This is a genomic window from Streptomyces sp. SGAir0957, assembly GCF_043523415.1.
On record NZ_CP027293.1, the window covers coordinates 6,406,852 to 6,419,946 of the forward strand.

11 protein-coding genes and 1 riboswitch are annotated in these 13,095 nt (G+C 74.1%); of the genes, 3 read left to right on the forward strand and 8 right to left on the reverse strand.

The window, feature by feature from the left end:
* From C1N81_RS33825 to C1N81_RS33860, 8 genes are all read right to left on the reverse strand, one after another.
* On the reverse strand, window positions 1–1,398 hold the full coding sequence (locus C1N81_RS33825; protein ID WP_394435113.1) for a cobyrinate a,c-diamide synthase: 1,398 nt from the start codon (window positions 1,396–1,398) through the stop codon (window positions 1–3).
* Window positions 1,392–1,991, reverse strand: coding sequence for a cob(I)yrinic acid a,c-diamide adenosyltransferase (cobO, locus tag C1N81_RS33830; protein ID WP_394435114.1), 600 nt, complete (start codon window positions 1,989–1,991; stop codon window positions 1,392–1,394). The genes C1N81_RS33825 and cobO overlap by 7 nt, the downstream gene beginning before the upstream one ends.
* A complete protein-coding gene (locus C1N81_RS33835; RefSeq protein ID WP_394435115.1) occupies window positions 1,991–4,123 on the reverse strand; it encodes a putative cobaltochelatase in 2,133 nt (710 codons plus the stop codon). Before C1N81_RS33835 ends, cobO begins: the two co-directional genes overlap by 1 nt.
* 163 nt (window positions 4,124–4,286) lie before the next feature.
* On the reverse strand, window positions 4,287–5,798 hold the full coding sequence (locus tag C1N81_RS33840) for a cobyric acid synthase (protein ID WP_394438404.1): 1,512 nt from the start codon (window positions 5,796–5,798) through the stop codon (window positions 4,287–4,289).
* Between the two features lie 8 nt (window positions 5,799–5,806).
* The gene (locus tag C1N81_RS33845; protein WP_394438406.1) at window positions 5,807–6,766 is read right to left on the reverse strand and encodes a cobalamin biosynthesis protein; all 960 of its coding nucleotides are present in this window, start codon (window positions 6,764–6,766) and stop codon (window positions 5,807–5,809) included.
* Window positions 6,767–6,846: 80 nt separating this feature from the next.
* Window positions 6,847–6,918, reverse strand: a riboswitch (cobalamin riboswitch).
* Window positions 6,919–7,078: 160 nt separating this feature from the next.
* Window positions 7,079–7,300, reverse strand: coding sequence for a hypothetical protein (locus C1N81_RS33850; protein ID WP_394435116.1), 222 nt, complete (start codon window positions 7,298–7,300; stop codon window positions 7,079–7,081).
* Window positions 7,301–7,313: 13 nt separating this feature from the next.
* The gene (locus C1N81_RS33855) at window positions 7,314–8,621 is read right to left on the reverse strand and encodes an inorganic phosphate transporter (protein WP_394435117.1); all 1,308 of its coding nucleotides are present in this window, start codon (window positions 8,619–8,621) and stop codon (window positions 7,314–7,316) included.
* A 201-nt stretch (window positions 8,622–8,822) separates the two neighbouring features.
* Window positions 8,823–9,566 (reverse strand): lysozyme, encoded by a 744-nt coding sequence (locus tag C1N81_RS33860; protein ID WP_394435118.1) that lies wholly within the window; start codon window positions 9,564–9,566, stop codon window positions 8,823–8,825.
* A 93-nt stretch (window positions 9,567–9,659) separates the two neighbouring features.
* Here C1N81_RS33860 and C1N81_RS33865 point away from each other — a divergent pair, with 93 nt between their 5' ends.
* The 3 genes from C1N81_RS33865 (at window position 9,660) to C1N81_RS33875 (ending at window position 13,037) form a co-directional block, all read left to right on the forward strand.
* Window positions 9,660–10,301, forward strand: a complete 642-nt coding sequence (locus C1N81_RS33865; protein ID WP_394435119.1) for a class II aldolase/adducin family protein — start codon at window positions 9,660–9,662, stop codon at window positions 10,299–10,301.
* Between the two features lie 118 nt (window positions 10,302–10,419).
* Entirely contained in the window at window positions 10,420–11,547 is a 1,128-nt protein-coding gene (locus tag C1N81_RS33870) for an alpha/beta hydrolase (RefSeq protein ID WP_394435120.1), read from the forward strand.
* A 101-nt stretch (window positions 11,548–11,648) separates the two neighbouring features.
* Entirely contained in the window at window positions 11,649–13,037 is a 1,389-nt protein-coding gene (locus C1N81_RS33875) for a hypothetical protein (RefSeq protein ID WP_394435121.1), read from the forward strand.
* Window positions 13,038–13,095: the final 58 nt, after the last annotated feature.

Genomic DNA, 13,095 nt, shown 5'->3' on the forward strand with positions numbered 1-13,095 from the left:
TCACGGCGCGGCGCACCGGTCCACGAGCCGCCGGGCGATGTCCGGCAGCGCCGCCCAGTGCGTGTGCAGATAGCTGGCGTGCACGCCCTGCTGCACGAAGCCCTCGACGCGGGGTTCGGGAAGGCGCATGCCCCACGCCGGGGACGGGCCCGCGCCCGGGTCGAGAACGGTGCGGTGGAACTCGTGGCCGCGCAGCCGCGTCCCCGCCGGGGCCAGCACGCTGTCGGAGACGGCGACCGCGTCCCGGTAGCCGAGCGTGAGCCGCTTCGTCATCCGGGCGTCGGCGTCCAGGACCCCGCACATCTCCTGGCCGTCGAGGGATCTGGCCAGGTACAGGAGGCCCGCGCATTCGGCGACGACGGGCGCGCCCGTGCGGGCCAGCTCCGCCACGGCCTTGCGGAGCTGTTCGTTGGCGGAGAGCTCCGGGGCGTAGACCTCCGGGAAGCCGCCGCCTATGACGATGCCGGTGGTGCCCTCGGGGAGGTGTTCGTCGTGCAGAGGGTCGAAGGTCTCCACCTGGGCGCCTGCCGCCGTGAGCAGTTCTGTGTGCTCCGCGTAGGAGAAGGTGAAGGCCGCGCCTCCTGCCACTGCCACCACTGGTTTCGACGGCGGGTGCGGCGGCGTTGTGGCTGGTCGCGCAGTTCCCCGCGCCCCTGGGACAGCTGGATTCCAGCCCTCCGCGGACAGCGGCGGGGCCGTTCTCGCCAGCGTCAGCAAGCCCTCCAGGTCGCAGCCCTCGCGGACCATCTGCGCCGCCGCCCGTACCGACTCCACCGCCCCGGCGCTTCGCTCGGCCACCGGCACCAGGCCCAAGTGGCGTGACGGCGTCTCCACTTGCGGGGCCCGGCGCAACGCCCCGTGGACCGGGACGCCCACCTCCTCCAACGCCTCGCGGAGCAGCTGTTCGTGGCGGTCCGAGCCGACCTTGTTGAGGATGACGCCCGCGAGCCGGACCTCCGGGTCGAACGAGGCGAAGCCGTGGACGAGCGCCGCCACCGAGCGGGACTGCGACGACGCGTCGACGACGAGCACGACCGGCGCCTTGAGCAGCTTGGCGACGTGGGCCGTGGACGCGAGTTCGCCCTGTCCGGAGACCCCGTCGAAGAGGCCCATCACGCCTTCGACGACGGCGAGGTCGCAGCCCTGCGCGCCGTGCGCGAACAGCGGGCCGACGAGGTCGGGGCCGCACATGTACGCGTCCAGGTTCCGGCCGGGACGGCCGGTGGCGAGGGCGTGGTAGCCCGGGTCGATGTAGTCGGGCCCGACCTTGTGCGGCGACACGGTGAGGCCACGCTCGGCGAACGCGGCCATCAGGCCCGTGGCCACGGTCGTCTTGCCGGACCCGGACGCGGGCGCGGCGACGACCAGGCGGGGTACGGCGGATGCGGACGTCACCACTCGATGCCCCGCTGGCCCTTCTGGCCCGTGTCCATCGGGTGCTTCACCTTCGACATGTCGGTCACGAGGTCGGCGAACTCGACGAGCGCGGCCGGGGCGTTGCGCCCGGTGATGACGACGTGCTGGGTGCCGGGCCGCGCCCGCAACACCTCCACCACTTCCTCCACGTCGATCCAGCCCCAGTGCAGCGGGTAGGCGAACTCGTCGAGCACGTACAGCTTGTACGTCTCGGCGGCCAGGTCCCGCTTGACCTGCTCCCAGCCCTCGCGGGCCTTCTCCTCGTTGTCGGCCTGGTCGTCGCGCTGGACCCAGGACCAGCCCTCGCCCATCTTGTGCCAGTCGACGGTGCCGCCCTCGCCGGAGGCGCCGAGCACCTTCAGCGCGTTCTCCTCGCCGACCTTCCACTTCGCCGACTTGACGAACTGGAACACCCCGATCGGCCACCCCTGGTTCCAGGCGCGCAGGGCGAGCCCGAAGGCCGCTGTCGACTTCCCCTTGCCGACGCCCGTGTGCACGAACACCAGCGGACGGTTGCGGCGCTGCCGCGTCGTCAGTCCGTCGTCCGGTACGACACTCGGCTGTCCCTGCGGCATCAGGCGGCCCTCCTGCGGGTCTGGTGCGGTGCTTGTGCTTGTCCCTGTACGTCCTTGACGAGCCCGGCGATGGCGTCCGCCCGCAGCTCGTCGAGCGTGACGGCGGTGCCGCCCAGCTGACCGGCGAGCTGGGTGGCGAGCCCGAGCCGGACCATGCCCGACTCGCAGTCGACGACCACGGACGCGATGCCCTCCGCCGCGTGCAGCCCGGCGGCCCGGCCCGCCAGCTTCACCGGCTCGGGCCCGCCCGTGGCCCGCCCGTCGGTGACGACGACCATCAGCGGGCGGCGCGCCGGGTCCCGCAGCCGCTCCACGCGCAGCACCTCGTGCGCCGTGAGCAGCCCGGCGGCCAGCGGCGTACGCCCGCCGGTCGGCAGCGTCTCCAGGCGGGCCGCGGCGGTGTCCACGCTCGACGTCGGCGGCAGAGCCACCTCGGCGCCGGTCCCGCGGAACGTCACGAGCCCGACCTTGTCGCGCCGCTGGTACGCGTCGAGGAGGAGGGAGAGGACGGCGCCCTTCACGGCGCCCATCCGCTGCCGCGCGGCCATCGACCCGGAGGCGTCCACGACGAAGAGCACGAGGTTTCCCTCGCGGCCCTCGCGCGTCGCCTGCCGCAGGTCGTCGCGGCGCACGACGAGCCCGGGGCCGGAGCGCCCGCGCACCCGCTGGTGCGGGGCCGCCGCCTGCACGGTGGCGGCCAGATGCAGCTTGGTCAGCGCGCCCCGGGGGCGGACGGCCCCGGTCGTGCGGCCGTGCTCGGTCCGCGCCCGCGACCGGCGCCCGGCGGCGCCGTCGCCCAGGCCCGGGACGCTCAGCATCTTCGTACGGAAGGGCTCGCCCGCGGAGACGGGCCGCTGCTCCTGCGCTCCGCGCGGGGCGGGGGAGGCCGCCGGTTCCCCGGGGGCCTCCGGCGAGTCGGGGACGTCCTGCGGGCCGGGGGCGTCCTGCTCAGGTCCTTCCTGGTCAGGGGTGTCCTGTTCAGGGGTGTCCTGCGCGGGCCCGTTCTGAGGCGGCAGGCCCCCGCCGCCGTCGGGGCCACCACCATCGGGGCCACCACCATCGGGGCCGCCGTCGTCGGGGCCGTCCGGCTCGGGATCGTCGTCCGGGGTCTCCGGCTCGTCGGGGCCGAACTCGTCCAGTGTCTCGTCGAGCTTGTCCTCGTCGAGGCCCGGCGCGTCGAACGGGTTGCGGCGGCGCCGGTGCGGCAGCGCGAGCAGCGCGGCCTGCCGGACGTCCTCGGCGAGGACATCGGTGCGCCCGGCCCACGCGGCGAGCGCGGTCGCGGTCCTGGCCATCACGATGTCGGCACGCATGCCGTCGACCTCGAACGCGGCGCAGGTCGCGGCGATCCGCGTCAACGCCTGGTCGCCGAGGCGGACGTGGGGCAGCAGGGCCCGCGCGGCGGCGATCCGCTCCCGCACGCCGGCCTCCTCGGCGGCGAACCGCGCGGCGAAGCCGTCGGGGTCGTCGTCGTAGGCGAGGCGCCGCTTGACGACCTCCACGCGCTGCTCCGGCTCCCGGGACGCGGCGACCTCGACGGTCAGACCGAACCGGTCGAGCAGCTGCGGCCGCAGCTCGCCCTCCTCGGGGTTCATCGTCCCGACGAGGAGGAAGCGCGCGGCGTGCCGTACGGAGACGCCTTCGCGCTCCACGTACGAGGCGCCCATGGCGGCGGCGTCGAGGAGCAGGTCGACCAGGTGGTCGTGGAGGAGGTTGACCTCGTCGACGTAGAGGATGCCGCGGTGCGCGTCCGCGAGCAGGCCCGGCTCGAAGGCCTTCACGCCCTCGGCGAGCGCCCGCTCGATGTCGAGGGCGCCGACGAGCCGGTCCTCGGACGCGCCGACCGGCAGCTCGACCATCCGCGCCGGCCGCTGCACACCGGGCCCGATCTCGTGCGGCCCGTCCGGGCACTGGGGGTCGGGCGCCCCCGGGGCGCAGGAGAACCGGCACCCGGGGACGACGTCCACGTCGGGCAGCAGCGCGGACAGGGCGCGCACGGCGGTGGACTTGGCGGTCCCCTTCTCCCCGCGCACGAGGACCCCGCCGACCGCGGGCGACACGGCGTTGAGCAGGAGAGCGAGCCGCAGATCGTCCTGCCCGACGAGCGCGGTGAACGGGTACGGATCGGGCATCAGCGATCAACCTCCGGTGAACGGAACGTGCCTAGGGGCGCGGGGAACTGCGCGGCGCACCCCCACCGGCCCGCACTTGCGAACAAGTCGATGGGGGTCCGGGGGCGCGGCCCCCGGGGACGGGACGGGAAGGGGCGGCGGGGGCGACTCACAAGCCGCGCGCTCACGACGGCGCCCCGGGCGGCACGAACGGCAACCCCTTCGGAGCGCCCCCCTCGATCAGCCGCCACAACGCATCGGTATCGGCATACCGCTCGACCAGATCCCCCAGCCGGTCGAGCTGCTCCTCCCGCAACGCCGCGAACGACGTGTCAGCCGCGGGCACGAACCCCCGCCCGGCCGCATCGGCAACGGCCCGCAAGAACGCCCGCCGGAACCCGTCCGACTCAAGAGACCCGTGCCAGTGCGTCCCCCACACGGCCCCCACCCGACACCCGTCGAGAAACGCCTCCCCGCCGAGGATCTCGGCGACCCCGTGATGGATCTCGTACCCCTCGACGTACTCGCCGAGCGCCTCACCCACCGGCCGCGCGAGCGTCTTCTCGCGGGCGAACCGTACGCGTACGGGGAGCAGTCCGAGCCCGTCCACGACACCGGCCCGGGATTCGACCTCGTCCTCGATGCGCTCGCCGAGGAGCTGGAACCCGCCGCAGATGCCGAGCACGGGACGCCCTTCGGCGGCCCGCCGGGCCAGCGCGTCCGCGAGCCCACGCTCGCGCAGCCACTCCAGCGCCTTGACGGTGCCGCGCGTCCCGGGGACGACCACGAGATCCGCGTCGACCAGCTCTTCCGCACGGTCCACGAAGCGGACCACGACGCCCGGTTCGGCGGCCAGCGCGTCGACGTCCGTGAAGTTCGACATGAGCGGCACCGCGCACACGGCGACCCGCAGCACGTCGGCGCCGACCGGCGGCGCCACGACGGACTCGCGCACGGCGCCCCGCATGGACACCCGCAGGCCGTCCTCCTCGTCGATACCGAGCCCGTGCTGGTAGGGGAGGACCCCGTAGGTCGCGCGCCCCGTGAGGGACTTGAGCATGTCCAGGCCCGGTTCGAGGAGGCTGACGTCGCCCCGGAACTTGTTCACCAGGTATCCGGCGAGCAGCTCCTGGTCCTCGGGGGCGAGCAGCGCGGTCGTCCCGAAGAAGGAGGCGAAGACCCCGCCCCGGTCGATGTCGCCGACGACGAGCACGGGCAGCCGGGCCGCCCGCGCGATGCCCATGTTCACGATGTCGGTACGGCGCAGGTTGATCTCGGCGGGGGAGCCGGCGCCTTCACAGATCACAGCGTCATGACTGCCCCGCAACTCCTCCAGGCACCCCACGACGGTGTCGAGCAGCGCGCCCTGCCGCGCCCCGTGATACCCGCGCGCGCTCATCTCGCCGACCGGCTTGCCCATCAGCACGACCTGGCTGCTGCGGTCGCTGCCCGGCTTGAGCAGCACCGGGTTCATGAGCGCGGTCGGCTCGACCCGGGCGGCCTGCGCCTGCATGGCCTGCGCCCGGCCGATCTCGGCGCCCTCGCGCGTCACGAACGAGTTCAGGGACATGTTCTGCCCCTTGAACGGCGCGACCTTCACGCCCTGCCGTACGAGCCACCGGCAGATCCCCGCGGTGACCACGCTCTTCCCGGCGTCGGAGGTCGTGCCCGCGACGAGCAGCCCGCCGCCCGTCATCGACCTGCTCATCGGCCCGCCCCCGTGCCGCTTCGCCTCCGCGCCCACAGCGCTCGTCCGCCCACGCACACTCCCCATGCCAGCCAGCTGACTCGCCGCGACAGCCGCGCGGCCCGTTCGACGTCCCCGACGCGCACCGGGCGCCCGGCCGCGTGGAGCACCGGCCGGTGCTCGACCCGGCCCCCGTACGCGAGCGTCCCGCCGAGCCGGACCCCGAGCGCGCCCGCGAAGGACGCCTCGACGACGCCCGCGTTCGGGCTGGGGTGGCGTTCCGCGTCGGCGCGCCAGGCGCGGGCGGCCTCGCGCGGGCGCCCGCCGGCCAGCACGGCGAGGGCGCCGGTCAGCCGCGCCCCGGGCCACCCGGCGACGTCGTCGAGCCGTGCGGACGCCCAGCCGAACCGGCGGTACTTCGCGGACTTGTGCCCGACCATCGCGTCGAGCGTGTTCACGGCGCGGAACGCGAGGAGGCCCGGCACTCCGCCGACGGCGCCCCACACCAGCGCGCCCACGACGGCGTCCGAGGTGTTCTCGGCGACGGACTCGACGACCCCGCGCGCGATCCCGTCGGCGTCGAGCCCTTGCGGATCCCGCCCGCACAGGCGCGGCAGAAGTTCACGGGCCAGCTCCACGTCACCGGCCTCCAGGGCGGACGCGACCCCCCTGGCCTCCCGCCCGAGGGAGGTGCCGCCGACGACGGCCCAGGTGGCGGCGGCGGTCAGCGCGGCAGAGGCGAGCGGGGAGGTGCGGACCCCGCGGGCGGCGAGCGCTCCCAGCGCCGCGGCGCCCCCGGCGCAGACGGCGGTGTGTGCGGCGCCCCACCCTCGGTGGTCCCGCCACAGCGTCCGTTCCACGGAGCCCGCGGCCCGGCCGAAAGCGGCGACGGGGTGCCCTCGGCGCGGATCACCGAGCAACAGGTCGGCCAGGAGTCCGGCGGCGGCACCGTACGCGAACACGCGCTCGGCCCGCACCGTGCCGCGCGGGGCGAACATGGTGGCAGTTGTCCTCACTCAGGGTGTCCACGCCCTGGTTCGACGAGACCGGCAGCAGAGAGTTCCTGGCTCGCCCCCCGGACGGGAGGCTCACAGTGGCGGGACCGCGCCGGATTCGCACCGGCTTCCTCGGACTGCTGACGTATATGGCGGGGGAAGTCCACCACGCTCCGCGAAGGCACGTCAACTTGCTGTTGACCTGGGGGAGCGCAGTGTGGGGAGACCCACAGGACATGGCGAAGGGTGGGGGCGGGACGCACCGCGTCCCGCCCCCACCCTTCGGACGAGGTGTCAGACCACGATCAGATAGATCCCGTACGCGACGGCCGCCGCGCACAGCGCGAAGCACACGTACGCGCCCGAGGTGACCGCCGTCGCCGAGGCGCCGCGCTGGGCCGCCGCCTCGCGCTTGGAGAGGCCGACGATGCCGAGGGTGAACAGGCCCACGAGGAGCACGGTGGTCACGAGGCTGACGCCGAAGACGGAGCCGAGGGCCGCCCAGTCGATGTTCATGGCTGTCGTTCCCTTACAGCGTGGCGCCGGCGGGGCGCGCGGGGTCGGCCGCGGCCGGGGCCGAGGCGGGGGAGGGGATCGCGGGGATCGTGGACTTCAGGTCGACCGGGGCGCCGGTGTCCACGACGGTGGCGACCGGCGGCGGGGAGACCGCGGCGATGGCGGTGGTTATGACCCCGGCGGGCTCCTCCACCGAGCCCGAGCCCGAGCCCGAGCCCGGCGTGTCCGGGGTGACGCTCGTGTGGTCGACGGTCTCGCGCCGGGACAGCTTCCAGATGACCGCGGAGCCGCCGACGAGGAGGGCCGCCGTGAGGCCGACGCCCCAGGGTCCCTGCTTGGTCAGGAACTCGGCGCCCGCGCCCACCAGACCGGCGGCCGGCAGGGTCAGGCCCCACGCCACGAACATCCGGGTCGCGGTCGACCAGCGGACGACACCGCCCTTGCGGCCGAGGCCCGCGCCCATGACGGCGCCCGAGCAGACCTGGGTGGTGGAGAGGGAGAAGCCGATGTGCGAGGAGGCGAGGATCGCGGTCGCGGCGCTGGTCTGGGCGGTGAAGCCCTGCTGCGGCGCCAGCTCGGTGAGGCCCTTGCCCATGGTGCGGATGATCCGCCAGCCGCCCAGGTAGGTGCCGAGCGCGATGGCGATGCCGGCCGAGACGATGACCCACAGCGGCGGGTTGGCGCCCGGCGCGAGGACGCCGCCGGTGATCAGGGCGAGGGTGATGATGCCCATCGTCTTCTGCGCGTCGTTGGTGCCGTGGGCGAGGGAGACGAGCCCGGCGGAGGCGATCTGCCCGGCGCGGTACCCCTTCGAGGTGGCCCGCTCGTCGGTGTGCTTGCTGATCCGGTAGGTCAGGCGCGTGGCGAGCGTCGCGGCGAGGCCCGCGACGATCGGCGCGGCGACCGCGGGCAGCAGCACCTTGGTGACGACGGTCCCGCCGTTCACCGAGGACCAGCCCATCGACATGACCGCGGCGCCGATGAGGCCGCCGAACAGCGCGTGCGACGAGCTGGAGGGCAGGCCGACCAGCCAGGTCACGAGGTTCCAGAGGATGGCGCCGACGAGCGCCGCGAAGATGACCTCTGTCTTGAGGCCGTCCTCGTTGATGATGCCGCCGGAGATGGTCTTCGCGACCTCCACGGAGAGGAACGCTCCGACGAGGTTCAGCACGGCGGACATGGCCACCGCCGTCTTCGGCTTGAGGGCGCCCGTCGAGATGGTCGTCGCCATCGCGTTGGCCGTGTCGTGGAAACCGTTGGTGAAATCAAAGACCAGTGCGGTAACGATCACGATCGCCAGGAGCAGCGTGATGTGTTCCATTTACCCAGGCTTCGGTTGGACGTCAGTGGCACGCTGAACGTAAGTAAGCAGGGTGAACGGAAGATGAACTGGGCGGGGCGTCATGGTGACCCGATCCGGAGTGATCTCACCCTGCTTGGCACGGCGCGGCGCGCGCGGTTCCGGATCGGCCCCCGGAAAGCCCCGGAATGCTGGGTTCCGGGGGGCCCGATCTCCGCTCCGCTACCCCTTGGCCAGCCGCCGCAACTGGGTCATCGACCCGTTGAAGAGATTCTGGTCACCCGGCAGGCTGCCGCCGTTGTCGTACTGCCAGAACGTCCAGAAGGACCATCCGGCGGGCAGCGGGCCCGAGCTCTTGCTGTAGTGGGCGAGCCAGAGCGGGTGCTTGGCGGCGAAGGCGCGGCTGTTGCCGGTGCACAGCTTCCACCAGCGCGCATTCGTGTAGATCACCGGATACCGGCCGGTCCTGCGCCGCGTCTCGGCGCTGAAGGACTTGATCCACGAGACCATCTTGGCCTTGCTGAGCCCGTAGCACTTGGCCTTGCTGTACGGGTTGTACTCGATGTCGAGCGCGGGCGGCAGTGTCCAGCCGTCCCCCGACCAGCCGCCGCCGTTGCGCACGAAGTACGAGGCCTGCGCCTTGCCGGAGGATCTGTTCGGCAGGGCGAAGTGGTAGGCGCCCCGGATGATGCCCGCGCGGCGGGCCCCGTTGTACTGCTGGGTGAAGTAGGGGTTCTTGTAGGAGGTGGACTCGGTCGCCTTGACGTAGACGAACCGGGACCCCTTCTTCTTGGCGCTCGCCCAGTTCACGCTCTTCTGGTGCGAGGACACGTCGTGCCCCCTCGGGTTGGCCGCGGCCTGCGCGGGCGGCTCGGCGAGAACGGTCGCCCCCAGCGCGAGAGCGGCCACCGATGTCGCCAGGGTGAGGCGGGCGCGGCGGCGGGACGGTCGGTGATCGCGAGCCATGGTTCCCCCGGATCTGCTCGGCACAGCCCGCATCGGCGTCTGTGGTCGTTTTGTACCCATATGCGACTTAGGATGCCTGACAGGATGCTCCGCATGACGCAACTCGAGCAGGCGTGGCAAGAATTGGTGGAGACGGCCCGCAGAACCGTGCGCGACGGCCTCGTCGTCGGCACGTCGGGCAATGTCTCCATACGGGTCGGGGACACCGTCCTCGTCACCCCCAGCGGCGTGCCCTACGACCGGCTCGGCCCGGACGACCTCGTCGCCGTCGGCCTCGACGGCGAGCAGCGCCACGGCGCCCTCGCGCCGACCAGCGAACTCCCCATGCACCTCGCCCTCTACCGGCACACGGACGCCCGCGCCGTCGTCCACACCCACGCCGTGCACGCCACCGCCGTCTCCACGCTCGTCGCCGAGCTGCCCGCCATCCACTACATGACGGCGGCCCTGGGCGGCCGGGTCCGGGTCGCCCCCTACGCCACGTACGGCACGCAGGAACTGGCCGGGAACGTGCTCGCCGCCCTCTCCGGGCGCACCGGCTGCCTCCTGCGCAACCACGGCACCCTCACCCACGGGGACACGATCGCCGCCGCCTACGACCGCACCGCGCAACTGGAGTGGATGTGCCGCCTCTGGCTCACCGCCCACTCCGTCCCGGGCCGCGCCCCCTCCCTCCTGTCCGACGCGCAGCTGCGGGAGGCGGGGGAACGGTTGAGCGGCTACGGGCAGCCCTGACGCCCGGGGCCGGGGCGGCGGGGAAAAATCCTGACACGTCCGGATCAAGGCGCCCCGCGCGTCACCCCGACCCCCCACCCCACTGGCCCGCGCGCGCCGTGACGCGGACACTGGACGGGTGCGTATCGCCAGAGCGACGGCCGCTGCCGTCACCGCCGTCCTCGGAACCTCCGCTGCCGCGATCGCCGCCGGCCGGCTGGCCAGCGACGCCGCGCTCAAGGCGCCCGCGGGCCGCCCCCTGCCCACCGAGCCCCGGCTCACCGTCCACACCACCGCGGCCGGGCACATCACCCTGACCCGCGACCTGGCGTCCCTGCGTCCGGGCACGTACGGGCTCGCAGGCGAGGGCTGGCACGCGGTCGTCGGACCCGTGATCGAGTCCGCGGAACACCCCGCGGACACCGTCGTACGCCGTCTGGAGCGGGTCACGCACGGCGCGCCCGCACCCGGCGCCAAGGCCTGGCTCACCCCGCAGGTGCACACCGGCGACCCCAAGACCGCGCTCGGCCTCGACCACGCCGACGTCGACGTGCCCGGCGAACTCGGGACGCTGCCCGCCTGGTTCCTGCCCGGCGTCCGCGAGACCTGGGTCATCACCGCGCACGGACTCGGCACCACCCGCGAGCACGCCTTGAACCTCATGGGATTCCTGCGCCACCAGCAGTTCCCGGTGCTCGCCCCCGCCCAGCGCGGCGACCCCGGCGCGCCCCTCGCCCCGGACGGCCTGAACCACTTCGGCACGACCGAGTGGCGCGACCTGGACGCCGCGATCCGCTTCGCCGTGCGCAACGGCGCCCGCGACGTCATCCTCCACGGCTGGTCCACCGGCGCCGCGATGGCCCTGCGCGCCGCCACGTACTCGGCGCTGCGCGACCGCGTCAGCGGCCTGGTCCTCGACTCCCCGGTGCTCAGCTGGGAGGCGACCGTACGCGCCCTGGCCGGCGCCCGGCACACCCCGTCCGCGCTCCTGCCGCTCGCGGTCCGCGCCGCACAGGGCCGCGCCGGGCTGACCGGCGACCGGTTCGCCGAGGTGGCCGTGCCGGGCACGCTCGCCGTCCCCACCCTCCTCGTGCACGGCCCCGACGACGAGGTGGCGCCCTGGGAGCTGTCCCGCCGCCTCGCGGACCGCCGCCCCGACCTCGTCACCCTCCACACGGTCGACGACGCCCCGCACAACGCGATGTGGAACGCCGACCCGAAGGCGTACGAGGAGACGCTGCGGCGCTTCCTGACCCCGCTGATGTGAGGCGCGGGCGGCGGGGCGCCCCGCCGCTGCGAATGGCGGCGCGAACTCCGAACACGGGCTCCCGTTTGGGAATTCACGGGGTCACCCTGGACACTGCTCCAGTGACGTCCCGTACCCCGCGCGACTCCAGGCTCCGACTCGTCAGCCCGCGCCACCGGCCCCTCGCCGCAGCAGCCCCACGCGCTGCGGTCCGAAGGCCCGCGCCGCGCCCCCCGGAGGGCACCCCGCCCCCCGCCGAACTGGCCCGCTCCGCCCGCCAGGGCCTGGCCGCCGCCGTCCGCGTGGCCCGCTGGGCGGACACCACGCTGAGCCCCGGCAACGGGACGGGGGCGCGCGACGGCAAGGGCACCCTCTCGGACGCCACCGCGCGCCGCGCGGCCGACGATCTGGGGCTCACGGTCGCGCAGGTCCGCGCCGACTGGGACACCGCGCGCCTCGCCGGCCTCGTCGAGGTCCACGGCGACGTCGCCCGGCCCGGCTGGCGCCTTCGCGTCTGGGACCGCGACGACACGGCCGTACTGCGCGGCTGGGTCGCCCTGTTCGACGCCTGGTCCCTGGTGCACCCGGCGCCGGACTCCCTGGAACCGGCCGCGGTCGCCGAAGTCGTCGAGGCCGTCCCCCAGTTGCTCTCCTTCTGCCAGCTGATGGCGGGCCCCGTGCCCGCCGCGCAACTCCTCGACCTCCTCGACCAGCGCGTCGCCGAACTGCGCACGGAGCGCTGCGAGATCCCCTACGGCCCGCAGCCCGAACCCGTGCCGCCGCAGGACACCCCGCTCCTCCCGCTGCTCGACTGGGCCCTCGCCGGACTCACCGCCGTCGGCGCCCTGACGTACGCCGACGAGCACGCCACCCTGACACCGCTGGGCAGTTGGGCGGTCTGGGTCAAGCTGGAGCAGATCTGCGTCGCCGCCCAGTCCCCGGCCGGGAACATCGAGGTCTCCGCCGAGGACATGCTGCGCGGCTGCGCCCGCCTGCGGCCGAACGCGGCCCGCGCCGAGTACCGCGCCTGGCTCGCCGCCCGCGACATCGGCAACGCTGTCACCGAACTCCTCGCGGCGGCCCGCGGCGAGGACGCCCTGCTGCGCGGCCTCGCCTTCGAGGCGCTTCGCGTCGTCGGAGCCCCCGCCGAGCCCGAGGTGCGCCGCTGCGCGCAGGAGCCGGGCCTGCGCGCCTACGCCCTCCTCTGGCTCGCCGAGTACGAGGGCGCCGACCCCGAGGACGTCCACACGGTCCTCACCCGCGAAGAGGCCACCTGGCTCTGGGTCGACACGGCGGCGGCCGTCGCCGACCACGGGGAAGCGCCGCTCCTCGTACGCCACTTGGAGTCCGCGGTCCAGCCGACCGTCCCGGCCCTCCTCGACGAGATCCGCGCCGTCGACCACCCCCGCACGGTCCAGGTCCTGGTCGCCCTGGCGGCCGCCCACCCCGACCCGGCCCTGGCGAAGGCGGTGCGCCGGGCGGCGTTCCAGGTCCACACCGGCGGCGCGTAACCGTTCCACTGGGCGGCGGGATCGATACGGGCCCGGGGTTCCGTCCCCCCGGGCCGCC